15 protein-coding genes are annotated in these 17,030 nt (G+C 51.1%); 5 read left to right on the forward strand and 10 right to left on the reverse strand.

The window, feature by feature from the left end; translation table 11 throughout:
* Positions 1-25 precede the first annotated feature (25 nt).
* The 10 genes from TW77_RS11200 to ndk form a co-directional block, all read right to left on the reverse strand.
* Complete coding sequence (locus tag TW77_RS11200) at positions 26-409, reverse strand: VOC family protein (RefSeq protein ID WP_046005067.1); 384 nt, start codon at positions 407-409, stop codon at positions 26-28.
* Positions 410-535: 126 nt separating this feature from the next.
* Positions 536-2,008: a ribosome biogenesis GTPase Der gene (gene der / locus TW77_RS11205; protein ID WP_046005068.1), complete on the reverse strand. Its 1,473-nt coding sequence runs from the start codon at positions 2,006-2,008 to the stop codon at positions 536-538.
* A 74-nt stretch (positions 2,009-2,082) separates the two neighbouring features.
* Positions 2,083-3,258: an outer membrane protein assembly factor BamB gene (gene bamB, locus TW77_RS11210; RefSeq protein ID WP_046005069.1), complete on the reverse strand. Its 1,176-nt coding sequence runs from the start codon at positions 3,256-3,258 to the stop codon at positions 2,083-2,085.
* A 9-nt stretch (positions 3,259-3,267) separates the two neighbouring features.
* Positions 3,268-3,885 carry a YfgM family protein gene (locus TW77_RS11215; protein WP_046005070.1) on the reverse strand — a complete coding sequence of 206 codons (618 nt, stop codon included), beginning with the start codon at positions 3,883-3,885 and terminating at the stop codon, positions 3,268-3,270.
* A 72-nt stretch (positions 3,886-3,957) separates the two neighbouring features.
* Entirely contained in the window at positions 3,958-5,235 is a 1,278-nt protein-coding gene (gene hisS, locus TW77_RS11220) for a histidine--tRNA ligase (RefSeq protein ID WP_046005071.1), read from the reverse strand.
* Positions 5,236-5,368: 133 nt separating this feature from the next.
* Complete coding sequence (gene ispG, locus TW77_RS11225; protein WP_046005072.1) at positions 5,369-6,487, reverse strand: flavodoxin-dependent (E)-4-hydroxy-3-methylbut-2-enyl-diphosphate synthase; 1,119 nt, start codon at positions 6,485-6,487, stop codon at positions 5,369-5,371.
* 5 nt (positions 6,488-6,492) lie between these two features.
* Entirely contained in the window at positions 6,493-7,503 is a 1,011-nt protein-coding gene (locus tag TW77_RS11230) for a RodZ domain-containing protein (protein WP_046005073.1), read from the reverse strand.
* Positions 7,500-9,152, reverse strand: coding sequence for a type IV pilus biogenesis/stability protein PilW (gene pilW, locus TW77_RS11235; RefSeq protein ID WP_046005074.1), 1,653 nt, complete (start codon positions 9,150-9,152; stop codon positions 7,500-7,502). The genes TW77_RS11230 and pilW overlap by 4 nt, the downstream gene beginning before the upstream one ends.
* A 135-nt stretch (positions 9,153-9,287) precedes the next feature.
* Complete coding sequence (locus TW77_RS11240) at positions 9,288-10,418, reverse strand: bifunctional tRNA (adenosine(37)-C2)-methyltransferase TrmG/ribosomal RNA large subunit methyltransferase RlmN (RefSeq protein WP_046005075.1); 1,131 nt, start codon at positions 10,416-10,418, stop codon at positions 9,288-9,290.
* Positions 10,419-10,606: 188 nt separating this feature from the next.
* Positions 10,607-11,038 (reverse strand): nucleoside-diphosphate kinase, encoded by a 432-nt coding sequence (ndk, locus tag TW77_RS11245; protein WP_010383936.1) that lies wholly within the window; start codon positions 11,036-11,038, stop codon positions 10,607-10,609.
* Positions 11,039-11,351: 313 nt separating this feature from the next.
* On the opposite strand from ndk, the gene yegQ reads away from it, so the two are divergent.
* The 5 genes from yegQ (at position 11,352) to TW77_RS11270 (ending at position 17,028) form a co-directional block, all read left to right on the forward strand.
* Positions 11,352-12,710 carry a tRNA 5-hydroxyuridine modification protein YegQ gene (yegQ, locus tag TW77_RS11250; protein WP_046005114.1) on the forward strand — a complete coding sequence of 453 codons (1,359 nt, stop codon included), beginning with the start codon at positions 11,352-11,354 and terminating at the stop codon, positions 12,708-12,710.
* 24 nt (positions 12,711-12,734) lie between these two features.
* Entirely contained in the window at positions 12,735-12,986 is a 252-nt protein-coding gene (locus tag TW77_RS11255) for a YfhL family 4Fe-4S dicluster ferredoxin (RefSeq protein WP_046005076.1), read from the forward strand.
* Positions 12,987-13,172: 186 nt separating this feature from the next.
* On the forward strand, positions 13,173-13,931 hold the full coding sequence (locus tag TW77_RS11260; protein ID WP_046005077.1) for an EAL domain-containing protein: 759 nt from the start codon (positions 13,173-13,175) through the stop codon (positions 13,929-13,931).
* Positions 13,932-13,942: 11 nt separating this feature from the next.
* Positions 13,943-16,624, forward strand: a complete 2,682-nt coding sequence (locus TW77_RS11265; protein WP_046005078.1) for a PAS domain-containing protein — start codon at positions 13,943-13,945, stop codon at positions 16,622-16,624.
* Positions 16,621-17,028: a response regulator gene (locus tag TW77_RS11270; protein WP_082078908.1), complete on the forward strand. Its 408-nt coding sequence runs from the start codon at positions 16,621-16,623 to the stop codon at positions 17,026-17,028. Before TW77_RS11265 ends, TW77_RS11270 begins: the two co-directional genes overlap by 4 nt.
* Positions 17,029-17,030 lie beyond the last annotated feature (2 nt).

Consider the following 17,030-nt stretch of genomic DNA (forward strand, 5'->3'; position numbering starts at 1 on the left):
TATTAAGTGAAATTGGTATAAATGTTTATTCCACGCTTATCAGCGCCACTAAGGTGCCTTCTATTGAGCGCACATATGCCTGTGTGTGCTCGCCTTTTTGTGCTGGAGGCGATAAAGGCTCGGCGCCGGCTGCCACCGCCTTGTCGTAACTCTTTGCCACGTTTTCACACCCTAATGTCAGTTCAAACCCCAGCGCCGGCTGCTTAGGCTGACTGCGGATATAGCTTTGCTTAAACTGCGCCTGCGCCACCGGATGCGTGGCAAAAGCGAGTAACACCTGCCCGGTATCCAGCTCCCCATAGTCTCCGTCCTCGCTAAGACCACAGGCACTGAGCCCGAAGGCCTGATAATAAAAGTCCAGTACCTCTTCGACACTGTCGACATAGATCACGGTTTTCAGAAACTGCATGGCTAATTTTCAGGCTAAATAAATATAAATAAAGCATATTTTTCGTTCAGCGTAAACCGATTTAGGCTCAGGATGAAAATTAGCTAGGCAGTAAAAAGGGCGCCACTGGCACCCTTTATCTAGTCGTTATGACTTGTTTTTTTGCTCTTTGGTAAATGCCCGTAACTTTCGCTTCTGCGACAGGGTCATTTTATTGGTACGACCGGCGTATGGGTTATCCCCTTCACGGAATTCGATCTTAATCGGCGTCCCCATGATGTTAAGCGCTTTGCGATAATAGTTCATCAGGTAGCGCTTGTAGCTGTCAGGCAAGTCATGCACCTGGTTACCATGGATCACGATACGCGGTGGATTGTATCCGCCGGCATGCGCATATTTGAGTTTAACCCGGCGACCACGTACCAGAGGAGGCTGGTGATCGGCCTGGGCCATATCCATGATACGTCTCAGCATAGCTGTGCTGACACGTTTAGTCGCCGACTCATAAGCTTCTTCAACTGATTCAAACAGGTGACCAACCCCGGTACCATGCAGTGCCGAAATAAAGTGCAGGCGTGCAAAGTCAATAAAGCCCAGGCGACGGTCCAGTTCAGACTTGATGCGCTCTTTGACGTAGTCATCAAGACCATCCCACTTGTTCACTGCGATCACCAAAGAGCGACCCGCGTTCAGGGCAAAGCCCAGCAGACTGAGATCCTGATCTGAGATACCGTCACGGGCGTCGATCACTAGCAGGATCACGTTGGCATCTTCAATCGCCTGAAGGGTTTTAATGACAGAGAATTTTTCAACCACATCGCTGACTTTCTTACGCTTACGCACACCTGCGGTATCGATCAACACGTAGTCACGCTCATTGCGGGTCATCGGGATATAGATAGAGTCACGCGTTGTGCCCGGCATATCGTACACAATCACCCGCTCTTCACCCAGGATGCGGTTAGTCAGTGTTGACTTACCAACGTTAGGGCGACCTATGATGGCCAGCTTAATAGGCTTGTCTTCAAACCCGGTTTTACCGTCATCCGGGGCTTCTTCCCCTTCCAGGTAAAGTTCGGTGAGCAGTTCATCGTCCTGCTCAATGTCGTCTTCTTCCCCTGCCAGCTCGGCGATCACCGGGCCCAGTGTGGCTTCAAGTAGCTGGGTGACACCGCGACCGTGGGCCGCTGCGATGTGATAGACCTCGCCCAATGCTAACTGGTAAAACTCGGCACAGTTAGAGTCCGCGTCAATGCCATCGGTTTTGTTGGCAACGACAAAGCTTTTCTTTTGTTGCTTACGCAAATGCTGGGCAATAGCCTGATCGGCCGCCGTCATGCCTGCGCGGGCATCAACCAAAAACAAGACAACGTCGGCTTCTTCAATAGCCAGCAATGATTGCTCGGCCATTTCCGTTTCGATGCCTTCTTCACTGCCATCAATACCGCCGGTATCGACCACGATAAACTCATAGCCATCGTAATTCGCCTGGCCATATTTACGGTCACGTGTAAGGCCCGGAAAGTCCGCCACCAACGCATCACGCGTGCGGGTTAGACGGTTAAATAAAGTGGATTTACCCACATTGGGTCGCCCGACGAGAGCGATCACAGGAAGCATAGACTACCTCTTTTAAAAACAACAAAAGGCTTCGCACCGCGAAGCCTTACTTCAATTCATTCAGCGTATGGCGGTTACGGAATTTTTACCGCACTGACTTCACCATCACGGGTGTACAGGATCAGCGTGTCGTCAACCACGATAGGCTCAACGAAAAAGCCTGAGCTATCAAACTCTTCACGCGAAACCAGCTGTCCGGTTTGCTTATCCAGCCAATGCAGGTTACCTTCCTGATCGCCCACAACCAGATAGTTGCCAGCCACCGCAGGTGTGGTCAGATACCAACCACGCAACGCAGACTGGCTCCAGCGTTCAATGCCAGACTCTCTATCTAGAGCATAGAGCACGCCTTCGCTGTCTACCAAATAAATGGTATTCAGCTCGACACTGAGGTCGCGGTAACTGCTATATTCTCGGTCCCACAGTACATTACCATTGCGCACGTCCAGAGCAGCCAGTTTACCATTATAGGCAATGGTATACACGGTACTGCCGACAACAACGGGTTTGGTATCCACATCAACCAGGCGCTCAAACTCAGAAGCGCCTTTCGCCAGGGCAATATCTGCGCTCCAGGCCATAAAGCCATTCTCGGCTATCAAAACAGACAACTTGCCGCTTTCTTCACCAACCAGTACGCCACCATTTGCTGACGTAGGTGAACTCAGGCCACGTAATGTCAGTGCCGGTACTTCCTGCTCAAACTGCCAGCGTTCTTCACCGGTATCCGGGTGCAATGCCAACAACTTGCCAGAGCCCAGGTTGATATACACTAAGCCATCTCCGGCAGCCGGTGTTGAAAGCGCTTCGCCAGGCACAGACTTACGCCAAACGATCTCCCCGGTGTCACGGTCCAGTGCAATCACTTCACCGTGCTCAGAGCCGATATACAGCTTGCCATAGGCCTGCAAAATGCCGCCCGACAGCTTTGCTGTGTCATCGTCTTCCCAGGGCCAGAATGCCGGATTCTCGCGTGTATCGACTTCCCACAGCGTGTCACCACTGCTGACATCCAGCGCAGCAACTAAGCCATTGCGCTCAGCCACATAAACCGTACTCTGGTAAAAAGTGGGCGTCAGACGAGAGAAGTAGTGCTCAACACCATCACCCACAGATTCCTGCCAGACCACGTTTGTTTCAAACTGGTTTACGATTTCAGGTAGTACCAGCTCTTCTTCATCATCACTTGAAGAGCACCCCAGCAATGACGCCATACATAGCGCCAAAGAGGCCATAGTCAACTTCTTCATGGCTACTCCTTAAAGTGCTGCTGTGCCAGCCAGGTCGTCCAGTTTAATTTGTAGCAGTGGATTATTGTCGCTGCCACCGGCGGTCACTGCCTTTTGGTATGCATCACGCGCAGCGTCTTTTTTGCCTTGCGCCAGCAGAATATCACCTTTGACTTCAGCAACCTGAGCAACGAAGCTTTCCGGCATTGAGTTGCCCAAAGTGGCCAGTGCTGCCGAGTAATCTTCGCGCGCTGCCTGTACACGAGCCAGACGCAGATAGGCCGTCGCTTTTAGCTCAGGCGTTTTGACTGAATCGGCCGCAAAGGTGAGCTTTTCTTGAGCCACATCCAGCTTGCCTTGCTCAACCGCTTCTTTTGCCGCCACAAAGGCAGCCAGAACGGCGTAGCTAGACTCGCCATTGTTTACTAAAAAGTCATCGCTTTTGGTCAGAACGTCACCACTATCAACCAGCTGGTTGTAGGCTTCAGAACTTGCCTCTGCGGTGTCGATTTGATGCTGGTTATACGCTTTCCAACCATACAGGCCACCCAGGCCCAGCACCGCGCCGATGATCAAAGATGTTCCATTTTCGCGGAAAAATCGTTTTATTGCTTCGGCTTGTTGTTCTTCTGTTGAATAAATTTCCATTCTGACCTCTTAATTAATAGCGTAAAGCCAGTCTTTTCAGATATCTGGCCTGACTTTACTGCGCCGCAGCGCTTAATCCACTAACGCCGACAGCAAGCTTTTTGCCTCTGCCAGTGTCAGGGTAACTTGTTCTTTATGTTCGCGGAGATACTTAACAGTCACCTTACCTTCGGCCAATTCATCTTCGCCGAAAATCAGTGCAACCACAGCATCGCTTTTGTCCGCACGTTTCAGTTGTTTTTTGAAGTTGCCGCCACCGGCATTGACCAGTACGCGCAGGCCTGGAATTTCACTGCGTAGTTGTTGCGCGATGACCGGAGCCTGAATGCCAGCCTGCTCACCCATAGCAGCAACAAATACATCCGCACTGCGGCGTAAAGCTCCCAAGCGCTCCATTTCTTTGAGCATCAGTACCAGACGCTCCATGCCCATGGCGAAGCCAACGGCCGGAGTGGCTTTACCGCCGAGCTGCTCGACCATACCATCATAACGGCCACCGGCACACACAGTGCCCTGTGCGCCTAAACTATCTGTCACCCATTCGAATACAGTGCGGTTATAATAATCCAGGCCGCGCACCAGTTTTTCGTTAACCTGGTATTCGACGCCTGCAGCCTCTAAACGTTCACATAAATTTGCAAAATGTTGACGCGACTCGTCATCCAGGTATTCAGACAGTTTTGGTGCATCCACCAAAATAGCTTGTACGTCGGGGTTTTTGCTGTCCAATACGCGCAGCGGGTTGCTGTACATACGGCGCTTTGAATCTTCGTCCAGGTGCGCTTCGTGTTGCTCCAAAAAGGCAATTAAGGCATCACGATAAGTGGCGCGTGCTTCGTTTGAGCCCAGAGAGTTAAGTTCCAGACGCACAAATTCGCTGATCCCAAACTGCTGCCACAGGCGCGCCGTCATCAGGATCACTTCCGCATCCATATCTGCGCTGGCCACGCCAAAGGTTTCTACCCCAAACTGATGGAACTGGCGGTAACGGCCCTTTTGCGGACGCTCATGACGGAACATCGGACCCATATACCACAAACGCTGCTCCTGATTGTACAGTAAGCCATGCTGGTTACCGGCCCGTGCACACACGGCGGTCCCTTCAGGACGCAAGGTCAGGAGATCGCCATTGCGATCTTCGAAGGTATACATTTCTTTTTCAACGACGTCGGTGACTTCACCAATCGAGCGCTTAAACAGCTCGGTGGACTCCACGATGGGAAAACGGATCTCCTGATATCCAAAAGATGCCACTGTGTCACGTAAGATAGATTCTACCTTCTGCCAGACTTGCGTATCACCCGGCAGACAATCGTTCATACCTCGAATTGCCTGAATTTGTTTTGCCACTGAAATTCCTAGTAATCTAATTTTTTACACGAAATGGGTGACTATGCCCGATGGCTTAGCCATTCCTGATAAACCCGCTATTATACCCAGCTCGGCTAAAACGTAAACGCTTAGTTTGCCGGGCCTGCGTTACTTACTCGACTATCTTGACGTCGATTTTGGGTTCGTTTTGTTGTTTTTCAACATAGCTGCGTACCTGCTCTTCGAGCTGTTCGACTATATGGTCGTTATCAATACGCAGTTTCTGGCGCTCACCATTGATGTATAAGCCCGAGCGACGGTTTGCACCGGCCAGACCCAAATCGCTCACCAAGGCTTCACCTGGGCCATTGACCACACAGCCAATGACAGACACGGAAATCGGCGCTGTGATGTCTTCAAGGCGCTCTTCCAGCTGATTCATGGTGTTGACCACGTCAAACTCCTGGCGAGAACAGCTTGGGCAGGCGATAAAGTTAATACCGCGCGAGCGAATACGCAGCGACTTTAGAATATCAAAGCCCACTTTGACTTCCTGAACCGGATCGGCCGCTAAAGATACTCGCAGCGTATCACCAATCCCCTCAGCCAACAGCATCCCCAGGCCCACTGCCGATTTTACCGAACCGGCGCGCATCCCACCGGCTTCGGTGATCCCTAAATGCAGTGGCTGGTCAATCTCTTTGGCCAGCAGGCGATAGGCACCGACCGCTAAGAAAACGTCCGACGCTTTGACTGAGACTTTAAACTGGTCAAAGTCGAGTCGCTGTAAGATCTCAACATGACGCATCGCTGACTCAAGCAAGGCTTCTGGCGTCGGTTCGCCATATTTTTCCTGCAGATCACGCTCCAGCGAGCCACCATTAACCCCGATGCGGATTGGAATGTTCTTATCACGTGCTGCATCGACTACCGCACGAATTCGCTCTTCATTGCCGATGTTGCCTGGGTTGATGCGCAAGCAATCAACACCATACTCGGCCACTTTCAGGGCGATACGATAATCAAAATGGATGTCGGCGACCAGCGGTATCTCGGACTGCTCTTTGATGCTCTTAAACGCTTCTGCGGCTTCCATGGTTGGCACAGAGACCCGCACTATATCCGCACCCGCATCGGCAATCGCCCGGATCTGCGCGACGGTCGCATCTACGTCCAGGGTATTGGTGTTGGTCATCGACTGCACGGCGATCGGTGCTCCGTCCCCGATGGGCACATTCCCCACATTGATGCGCGTGGATTTTCTACGTTTGATCGGTGATTCTGAAAACATGACGATTACTCTGCTAACGGTAAATTAAATTTGGCTAAACGGTTGCGCGGCAGGCTGGAAATGTCCACGGCTGCACCGTTGAGTGTAATGCTTACGGCCTGGTGTTTGCCCAGTACGACGGAAAACGGGGCTTGTCCACTGACGGTCATGGTATATCCCGCTTTTTTAACACCAAACGCTACCCGCTCCTGACTGGCATCGAAGATCTCAACCCAGCTATCTTCTTTGAACACCATTACAATGGTGCTCTGGGCAAGCTCGGACTGTGTATCATCAGATACAGTCTCTGCTGCCGGCGTTACCTGCACATCACTGGTATTACCGCGCTGTGTAGTCGGGGTTTGCGCAAGTTCTGGCAAGGCCTCGGGTTGTGCTTCTGGCGTCTGCACTACAGTGCTCGGCAGCGCTTCGACACTTGGTTCAGCGGTCTCAGGCGCGCTTTGTGGCGCATTGTCTGGACCTGATATATCTGCAACTGACGTATCAGACGCCGCTACTGAGCGCTCGGCATTTAAGGTGCTGGGTGCCGGGCGCTGCACATTATCGGTTGTCACGCTGGCCTGCGGAATGTCCAGGACGTCACCTGGGGTGATCTCACTTTGGCTACTGCTGTTTTGCCAGAACCAAATCGCAGAACTGCCTATCACCACAATTAACACCGCATAACTGACCCACATCAGGCGGTTATCGTGGGCTTCTTTTTCCGTGCGGCGCGAAAAGCTTTTCATTTTGCCTTTTTGCTCTGGCACAACCGGCGACTGGTAGAGTTTCAGAGTTTGTTGTGCATCCAGCCCAAGTAAACCACAGTAGCTCTTTATATAACCACGTACAAAAGTCTCAGGACCGAGTTTATGGTAATCGTCCTGCTCCAGTTTGTTGATCTGAGTTTCACTGAGCTTTAGCCGTGCGGAGATTTCCTCAAAGCTGACGCCCTGCTCATGTCTGGCCTTAGCCAGTGTTTGTCCGAGCGACAGTAAGTCGCTGCTGTTGTCTGTATCTATTTCTGCTTCGTTCATAAAATATAGTTATCTGGATCCACGATTAAGAGATGCCGTCCTGGTTGTAAGACGATATCCGGGGTCAATTTGTTCCACCGCATCAGGTCGTCAATCTGAAGATCATATTCCATTGCAATGTCGAACAGCGACTGACCTTCACCTATGGTGTGCACTATCTTAGGATTATTTAAATACACCACCTGACCAATCGACAGCTGGTCTGACTCGCGTAAATTATTCCATGCCATCAGCTTGTCTAACTTGAGGTTATACTTCACTGAGACGCTAAACAGGTTTTCCCCCAGGCGAACGGTGTGCTGAGGGACACTGGGTAACACAATATCGCGGTTCAACAAGCCGCCAGAGGCTCGGCTTTGAGCTGGCTCTGAGGTGCTTTGTTCAGGCAGTTGCGCAAGCCAGCTGTCTGTTCGGGGTCCCTCGTCGCGGGCGCGCGAGGTGCGCGCCGAAAATGCGATATCAGCCGGATCGGGCTCATAAAAGACAACCTGGCCTTGGGTGCGCGGGGCAACCGGCTTAATCGTCAGTGCCGCCTTCTCGGGTGCTGTTACCGGGGCCGCTACTGTATCCACGCTGGGTGAATGCCCGGTGAATTGCTGTGCCCGCAAAGAGCGAGTTTGTACAGGTTTGGCTGCGGGCTCTGGAGTCACAGGTGCTGGGGTCACAGGCTCCGGCTTAGACGCCTGAGCACGAACAACGGCGGGTTCCACTTTACGGCGCACTTTGATCTTAGGCTCAGCCACCAAATGCGTGGGTGATTTATGGGTAATTTTAGTCAACTGTGCCTGACGATATTGCTCTTTCAGTCGTTCAAACTCGCTGTCTTTCAGGCGCTGCTGGATCACCAGGGCTGCCTGGGGCGAATCCGGATAAGTTTGCAACAGCAAAGTGGCCGTTTCTTCGGCCTGCTGCAGATGGCCTTTGCGCAGCTCCAGTAAATGAGACAGTAATAAGCCACGCGCCGACACAAAGCCACGATCACCATAGATCTTGAGTATTTCCTCTGAGCGATGCAGCTCACTCTTTGCATAGTGCAACCCAGCCATAAGCAGTAGGGTCGACTGACGCTGACCGTTATGCTTTGCAGCACTGCCCAGATAATCCAGCGCCAGCTCGAAGTTATCCTGGCGCAGTGCACACAGGGCTAAATTTTCATAGCTCTGTGCCACACGAATATAGCTGGGGATCTCAATGGCTTTAAACAGCTGCTCCGTCGCTTCATCATATTTGCCGATGCGACATAAAAAGGTGCCGTAGTTATTGAGCGTGTTTGGGTCTTTCGGCGCCAGTGCCAGTGCTTTTTGATAAGCCTGCTCGGCACGGGCATTCTCGCCTACCTGCTCGTAATAATAAGCCAGAGAATAGTGGGCTTCGGGGAGTTGCGGCGCTAATGTCAATGCGCGCTCAAGGTTATACTTGGCCTGGGTATTGTTGCCGTTAGCCAGGTATTGCAAGGCCAGCGAGATACGGGTTTTAGCAGCGTCTTCGCGACTTGCCTTGCTTTGTACGACGGGCTTGTCGCTGTTGGCATAGCGGGTTTCGGTCACACAGCCACTGAGCACCACGCCCATTATCATCAGCAACCCGGCTCTAACAGCCACAGTGCGCTTTGAGACCTCAAAGGAGAAACTTTTTACCAATGAAAACATAGCTAAACTAAACACTTTAGTTAAAAGCGCGCACTGACAGGTGACAGTCGGCGCAAGGCCGCAGGCATAGCTCACCAGAGCGCTGTTGATCTATGCCCATATATTACCCGAATGCGTTCGAGTTTCACCCTTTTTTTAGCCAACCTTCACCGCTATCGCGTTGTCTTCAAGCTGCTTTTTCTTCGCCAGACGCTTGGTTCTGTCAACCACGTCTCCTACCAGCTGACCACAGGCGGCATCAATATCATCACCACGGGTACGGCGCACGATACAGGTTAACCCGGCTGCCTGAAGTACTTTAGAGAAACGGTCGATACGACTGTTGCTCGAACGCCCATACTCATTGCCCGGGAACGGGTTGAACGGGATCAGGTTGATTTTAGACGGCGTGCCCTTTAATACCTGAACCAGCTCATGAGCATGATCGGTGCTGTCGTTCACGCCCTGCAACATCACATATTCAATGGTGACGTCTTTATTGGCCTTTGAGCCATCGATATAACGACGACAGGCCGCCAGGAACTCTTCAATCGGGTACTTTTTATTGATAGGCACCAGCTCATCACGCAGCGGATTGTTTGGCGCATGTAAGGAAATCGCCAGCGCTACGTCAATTTTTTCTTTCAGAATATCCAATGCCGGTACTACACCTGAAGTACTCAGGGTAACGCGACGCTTAGACAGACCAAATGCCCAGTCGTCCATCATCAGTTCCATTGCAGGCACCACGTTGTTGATGTTGAGCAGCGGCTCACCCATCCCCATCATTACTACATTGGTGATCGGACGCTTGGTGCTGTCGCCATCATGCAAGCCAATGTCTTTGGCTACGCGCCACACCTGGCCGATGATCTCACTGACTTTCAGGTTACGGTTAAAACCCTGTTGCGCCGTTGAACAGAAGGTACACTCCAGCGCACAGCCAACCTGAGAAGACACACACAAAGTGGCGCGGTCTTTTTCCGGGATCCACACGGTTTCCACTTCCTGCCCGCCATCCAGTACCAGGGCGTACTTGATAGTGCCATCGCTGGCCTGCTGGCGTACTGAGATTTCCGGTGCACGGATCTCACACTGTGCCTGCAACTTAGCGCGCAGCTTTTTATTGATGTTGCTCATATCATCGAAGTTATCGATGCCGAAGTGGTAAATCCATTTCATGACCTGATCGGCGCGAAACGGCTTCTCACCGTATGATGCAAACAACTCGCGCATCCCCTCGCGATTTAAATCAAGTAAGTTAATTTTTTTCTCAGTCGTAGTCATGAAACAACCCCAGATCAGATGACGGCCAGTGCAAATTTAATAAAACGCCGAATTGTACAAAATTTAATCAACGCTTTCAAATCTGAATACTTTGCTAAGCCTGTTGTTTGTCGCATTCAGGCTTAGCAAAGTGCATCAGGGACGAAAAAAGGGCGCTAAGGCCCTTCTTTCCTGTCACCGTGCTCGAATTAACGAGTACGTGCGCACAGCTCTTCTTCAGTGAAGAAGTAAGCGATTTCACGTGCAGCAGACTCTGGAGCGTCTGAACCGTGTACCGCGTTCTCGTCGATGCTGTCAGCGTAGTCAGCACGTAGCGTACCCGCTAGCGCTTCAGCTGGGTTAGTTGCACCCATGATTTCACGGTTTTTACGGATTGCATCTTCGCCTTCAAGAACCTGAACCATTACTGGACCAGAAGTCATGAACTCAACCAAAGCACCGAAGAAAGGACGCTCTTTGTGCTCTGCGTAGAAACCTTCCGCTTTCTCTTGAGAAAGGTGGATCATTTTAGCTGCAACGATCTTCAGACCAGCAGACTCGAAACGGTTGTAGATTGCACCGATGTGGTTTTTAGCGACCGCATCAGGCTTAACGATTGAAAAAGTACGCTCTAAAGCCATCTTTTTTGCTCCAAAATGAAATTAATGAATTTATACGGGCGCGAATTATACGCGTTTTAGATGTAAAAACCTACTATTTCTGTCCCGCGATGATTTTGTGTGAAACCAGGCCTTATGTGGCCGCAGGTTGGGCAATTTGTCAGGGACCCCGCAAAACCTGATCCAAGTCAAAAAACACCTCGGCGGCTTGCCCTATACTGCGCCGCTTTTTGATTTAACCCAATCGTCCGGTCCACTGCAATGCAGGGCACGCAGGCGATTGATTTACCCCAACAGCTGACCCGTAATCAGTTCAATGTATGAGGTTTTTGAGATGTTTGTACCTGAGCTCCTTTCACCCGCCGGTAGTTTAAAGAATATGCGTTACGCTTTTGCGTACGGTGCCGATGCCGTGTACGCCGGCCAGCCGCGCTACAGCCTGCGCGTGCGCAACAATGAATTCGACCTGGCCAACCTCGAAATTGGCATTAACGAAGCCCACCAGCAAAATAAAAAGCTGTATGTGGTCTCTAACATTGCGCCGCACAACGGCAAGGTCAAAACTTACCTGCGCGATATTGAGCCAGTCATTGCCATGCAACCGGACGCGCTGATCATGTCCGACCCGGGTCTTATCATGCTGGTACGCGAAAAGTGGCCCGATATGCCCATTCATCTGTCCGTTCAGGCCAACGCCGTCAACTATGCAGCGGTGCAGTTTTGGGCAAAGCAAGGTATAGAGCGGGTGATCCTGTCGCGGGAGCTGTCACTGGAAGAAATTGCCGAGATCCGCACTTTGTGCCCGGATACCGAGCTGGAAGTGTTCGTACATGGTGCGCTGTGTATGGCCTACTCTGGGCGCTGTCTGCTCTCTGGCTACATCAATAAGCGCGACCCGAACCAGGGCACCTGCACCAATGCCTGCCGCTGGAGCTACGACGTTAAGCCGGGAGAAGAAAACGCCACAGGCGATGTGGTGCACAAAATTGACCCGCAACAGGTGATCCCGACTTTAGGCGACGGACAGCCGACCGATCAGGTGTTTATGCTTGAAGAGCAAGGTCGCCCGGGAGAGTATATGCCGGCATTTGAAGATGAACATGGCACTTACATTATGAACTCCAAAGACTTGCGTGCCGTGCAATACGTTGATCAGCTGACCAAGATGGGCGTGCACAGCCTGAAAATTGAGGGCCGAACTAAGTCTTTTTACTATGTTGCCAGAACTGCGCAGGTTTATCGCCGCGCCATTGACGATGCCGTCGCCGGTAAGCCGTTCGACCCGTCACTGATGCGAACACTGGAAAATCTGGCGCACCGGGGCTACACCGAAGGCTTCCTCAAGCGTCATGCTCATCAGGAGTACCAAAATTATGAGTACGGTCATTCTGTGTCTGATCAACAACAGTTTGTTGGTGAAATTTTGGGTCGCCACGACAATGGCCTGGTGGAAATTGACGTTAAAAACAAGTTCTGCACCGGTCACAGCCTGGAGCTAATGACCCCACAGGGCAATATCAGCTTTAACCTTGAGCACATGGAAAACAAAAAAGGCGAGCAGATCAGCGATGCCAAGGGCTCGGGCCATATTGTGAAGATCCCACTGCCCGAAGACATTGACCTGAGCCACGCTATTTTGATGCGTAACCTGGGCGCACAGGAAGACACCCGTAATCCGTTTAAAAAAGCCTGAACTGGCCAAAGCGGAGCGTAAACCATGGCGTTACTGATCAACAGTAAATGTATTAACTGCGATATGTGCGACCCGGAATGCCCCAACCAGGCAATCTATATGGGTGAGAAAATCTATGAGATAGACCCGGATAAGTGCACCGAGTGCGTCGGCCACTACGACCAGCCAACCTGCGTTAGTGTCTGCCCGATTGACTGTATTAAACCAGACCCCGCACACCGCGAGAGCCTGGATACGCTGGCTGAGAAGTTTCTCAAACTCACAGGCCAGAGCTAATCTCTGTTAAAGGCGCCCACGGGCGCTTTTTCTTTTTATTATTATCCGCATATCATCTAAGCAAAGTAAACTTCGACTCGGCTCTCCAACGTATTATTCCCTTGTAAACCTGTCACAGTTCGATTGCAAAACCTTTGGGCTGTGCCAGACTTGTTAAGGCGTCTAACTTTTAAACAGGGAGTCTCTATGCCTGGCTGCAAAACTTGTCGTTGCCACACCGATTACAAAATGGACATCACTATGGCCATGCAACCAATCGTGGACCTGCGCACCCGACAAGTCTATGCCTATGAAGCTTTGGTCCGAGGCACTCAGGGTCAGTCGGCCGGACAGGTACTCGCTCAGGTCACAGAAGACAGCAAATATTATTTCGACCAGCTGTGTCGCACCACCGCCATTGAAATGATGGCCGGACTCAGCGATACCGCCAAGCTGTCGATTAACTTTTTACCCAACGCCATTTACGACCCGCAAACCTGCTTGCGCAAAACCCTCGAGGCCGCCGATAAATTCAACCTGGCGAAAGAACGAATTATCTTTGAGGTCTCTGAGCAGGAGCACCTCACCGACCATGAAAAGCTCATCGATATTGCCAACACCTACAACAAAAACGGCTTTAAGGTTGCACTGGACGATTTTGGCGCCGGTTACGCTGGCATAGAAGTGCTGCACCGCTTCCAGCCCGACATCATTAAGCTCGATATTTCACTGATAAACGGCATTGCACAGGATCCGGTCAAACAGGCCGTTGTCGACGGTATTTGTCTGATGGCACGCCGACTGGGCATAGACTTGGTCGTTGAAGGCGTTGAAACCCTGACGGATTACCGCTGCCTGTGTGATTTAGGCGTTTATTTAATGCAGGGCTATCTGTTTGCCAAACCTGTGATTGCAACTTTGCCCAACCCCAGCTTTCCCGCACAGCCAGCCGAGCACCCCGAGTAAGGACAACCACCATGAAAGCCAACAGCTTTGAGTCATTTTTTCATGATGCCTATATGCCCCACGGGCACTGTTATTTATGGCAACCCCATTTGCTGTGGGGCAATGTTATCTCGGATTTACTCATTGCCACCGCCTATTTTTCTATCCCCATTGCCATTATGATTTTTGCCAAAAAAAGACCAGACGTCGGCGGTCACTGGTTGTTTGTGCTATTTTCAAGTTTTATTCTGCTGTGCGGATTGACCCACCTGATAGGCATTTATACCGTCTGGCAAGGCGCCTATGGTATGCATGCCCTAGCCAAAATGGCCACTGCGCTGGTCTCTATTACCACCGCAGTGTACATGTTCCGCCTGATCCCCAGCGCCATTGCCATTCCCACGCCAAATCAGTTTCAGGGGGTGTCGCGTAAGCTCGACAAGGTCACGCAGGAAAAACATCAGCTGGATTCAAAACTGGCTGAGCACGAGTTAACCCATTTTATTCTCAACACCCTGCCTGCCAGTATCGTGGTCCTCGACGAAAGTTTTAAAATCACTCAGTGTAATCCGCACTTTCTCAAGACCTTAGATCTGTGTGACACACAGCCCAATGGTCAGCCCCTGAGCGAACTGATTGAATTCAGTGATCCCTTTACCACCATGGAAACACTGACCCACAAGCTGAGCAATACCGACACGGCAGAGTTGGCGACCCTGTGCCAGGTCAAAGTAAATGCCAAAGCAGCAGTACCAATGGAAATGAAACTGGTTAAAGCACAGTTTGAAGGACAAAGTGTGGTGCTGGCCTTGTTTAATAACCTGAGCACTTTGAAAAGCACCGAGCGAGCACTCAAAGAGTCGGACAAGAAAATGCGCCGGGCCATCAATGCCACCGCCGATGGCATTTGGGAGTGGAATGTGGTGACCGGCGAGGTCAGTTACTCACCGCGCCTGATGGCGATGATAGGCAAAGCCAGTATTGAGCACCCAAGCTACGACGACTGGTATGAACATATTCACCCGGATCATCGCCAACGTGTGGAGCAGGCCATTGAACAACACTTTCAAAGTAAAGAGCAGTACCAGGTGGAATATCAGGGCCGTAACGAACGTGGCGAATACAGCTGGTTTATGGCGGTGGGGAATAGCCAGTTTGATGAGCAGGGCAAGCCACTGCTGATGTCTGGTGCGCTACGCAATATCGACTCCAGCAAAATACTGGAGCGTCAGATCAGTGAAAAAACCAATATCTTAAATGCGATTTACAACGGCGCCAGTCAGGCCATCTGGCTGTTGCAGGTAGAAGAAGATGGCGATTTTACCTTCTTAGAGTTTAACCCTACGGCCTGCCAGCGAGCATCCGTTAAGCTCGAGGACATTCAGTTCAAACGCCTGTCCGAGCTGCGTGGCAAAATGTTTGATGATCAGATAATCAACCATATTCAGGACAATTACCGCACCTGCTGCGAACTTAAAAAACCACTGGAATATATCGAAATGCTGCCAACGCATGGGCAGGAGCTGTGGTATCAGACGACCCTTTATCCTTTACTCGACAGTCAGGGCAAAGTGAACAAACTGGTCGGCACTGCTATCGACATCACAGCACGTAAATATGCCGAAACCGAACTGCGCGACAGCCAGCAGTTTTTGCAGCGTATTATCGACTCCGCCGTGTGTGGTTTATATCTGTTCGACTTGAAACAGCAAACCAATGTGAAAATTAACCACAGATACACGCAACTGCTCGGGTACACCCTTCAGGAATTGGAAAGCCTGAATATGATGAGTCTGTTCCACCCCGACGAGCGCGCTTTACTGGAGGCCCATACCCAGGAGGTCGCCAGCAGTCAAAACGATGAACTGATCCCCCTAAAATATCGCTTTAAGCACAAACGAGGACACTGGGTCTGGTGTTACTCGCTGGATACCATAGTCACCCGGGATGAAACCGGCGCACCTGAGTTGATGCTGGGCACTTTTGTGGATATCACTGAGCAGACAAACCTGCTACGTGAATTACAGGAGTCCAATGCCAGCCTGGAGCATTTTGCGTTTATTGCATCCCATGACTTACAAGAGCCGCTGCGCAAGATTTCCGCCTTTTCCGATAGCCTGTCGCAACGCCTGGCCCCAGCCCTGAAAGAAGACGATAAAGCCTGCTTTGAAATGGACAGACTGCTGGATGCGACAGAGCGCATGCGCACCATGATCCAGGATCTGCTGAAACTTTCCAGACTCAATGCGCACCAGCTTAAACTGACCCGGGTCTCCCTCAATAGCCTGATCACCGAAGCCTGCGATCAACTGAGCTTTAAAATAGAGGAAAGCCATGCCCAAATAACCTGCGAGCACCCGGATTGCGAGCTGGAAGTGGATGCCTCTTTGTTTATCCAGATCTGGCAAAACCTCATAGCTAACAGCATTAAATTCTGTGGCGCTGATGCGCCCGGTATTCAGATCAGCGCTAAACTAGAGGGCACAAACCTGACACTCTTTTATCAGGACAACGGCATTGGCGTGCCTGAGCAATTCAGGCAACAGATTTTTGAGCCCTTCAGGCGTTTGCACGGTGACAGCCACAAAGGCAGTGGGATTGGTCTATCCTTATGTAAAAAGATAGTTGATCTGCATGGCGGACAGATCGCCTGCACCGACAGCGAACAAACCGGTGCGCGCTTTGTGATCACGCTGAAACAACGGGAGCTATGATGGAAATTGTATTGGTAGAAGACGACCCGGATGACATTTATTTCTTTCAGCAAGCCTGCGTGAACTTGCACCAGGCGCCCAAAGTCACTGTGTTAAACAATGGCGTTGAGTTTATCTCTCACGTGCAGAACCGCGACAGCCAGATGCCCGTGTACCTGCTGGACTTAAACATGCCACACAAGGGGGGACTGGAAGCACTGGAAGAGCTACAACAACAAGGTTTGGTGAACTCCTTACTGGTGATCTGTTACACCACATCGGACAGCCCCAAAGATATCGCCGCTGCGTATCAATTGGGTGCTAAGTCTTACTTAACCAAGCCGAATCGGTTGACGGAGCTGACCGAACTGGTCCAGACCCTCATTAAGTATTGGTTTCAATACAACCAACAACGCAAAGGATAAGC

It is taken from the genome of Pseudoalteromonas rubra (assembly GCF_000967655.1).
GTDB classification, from domain to species: Bacteria; Pseudomonadota; Gammaproteobacteria; order Enterobacterales; family Alteromonadaceae; genus Pseudoalteromonas; species Pseudoalteromonas rubra_A.

Coding starts and splice junctions, on each gene's coding strand:
- TW77_RS11265 (WP_046005078.1), top strand. CDS start 13,943: ATGAAAGCCAACAGCTTTGAGTCATTTTTTCATGATGCCTATATGCCC.
- TW77_RS11260 (WP_046005077.1), top strand. CDS start 13,173: ATGCCTGGCTGCAAAACTTGTCGTTGCCACACCGATTACAAAATGGAC.
- TW77_RS11230 (WP_046005073.1), bottom strand. CDS start 7,503: ATGAACGAAGCAGAAATAGATACAGACAACAGCAGCGACTTACTGTCG.
- TW77_RS11270 (WP_082078908.1), top strand. CDS start 16,621: ATGATGGAAATTGTATTGGTAGAAGACGACCCGGATGACATTTATTTC.
- TW77_RS11255 (WP_046005076.1), top strand. CDS start 12,735: ATGGCGTTACTGATCAACAGTAAATGTATTAACTGCGATATGTGCGAC.
- TW77_RS11200 (WP_046005067.1), bottom strand. CDS start 409: ATGCAGTTTCTGAAAACCGTGATCTATGTCGACAGTGTCGAAGAGGTA.
- der (WP_046005068.1), bottom strand. CDS start 2,008: ATGCTTCCTGTGATCGCTCTCGTCGGGCGACCCAATGTGGGTAAATCC.
- ispG (WP_046005072.1), bottom strand. CDS start 6,487: ATGTTTTCAGAATCACCGATCAAACGTAGAAAATCCACGCGCATCAAT.
- TW77_RS11240 (WP_046005075.1), bottom strand. CDS start 10,418: ATGACTACGACTGAGAAAAAAATTAACTTACTTGATTTAAATCGCGAG.
- bamB (WP_046005069.1), bottom strand. CDS start 3,258: ATGAAGAAGTTGACTATGGCCTCTTTGGCGCTATGTATGGCGTCATTG.
- TW77_RS11215 (WP_046005070.1), bottom strand. CDS start 3,885: ATGGAAATTTATTCAACAGAAGAACAACAAGCCGAAGCAATAAAACGA.
- yegQ (WP_046005114.1), top strand. CDS start 11,352: ATGTTTGTACCTGAGCTCCTTTCACCCGCCGGTAGTTTAAAGAATATG.
- pilW (WP_046005074.1), bottom strand. CDS start 9,152: ATGTTTTCATTGGTAAAAAGTTTCTCCTTTGAGGTCTCAAAGCGCACT.
- ndk (WP_010383936.1), bottom strand. CDS start 11,038: ATGGCTTTAGAGCGTACTTTTTCAATCGTTAAGCCTGATGCGGTCGCT.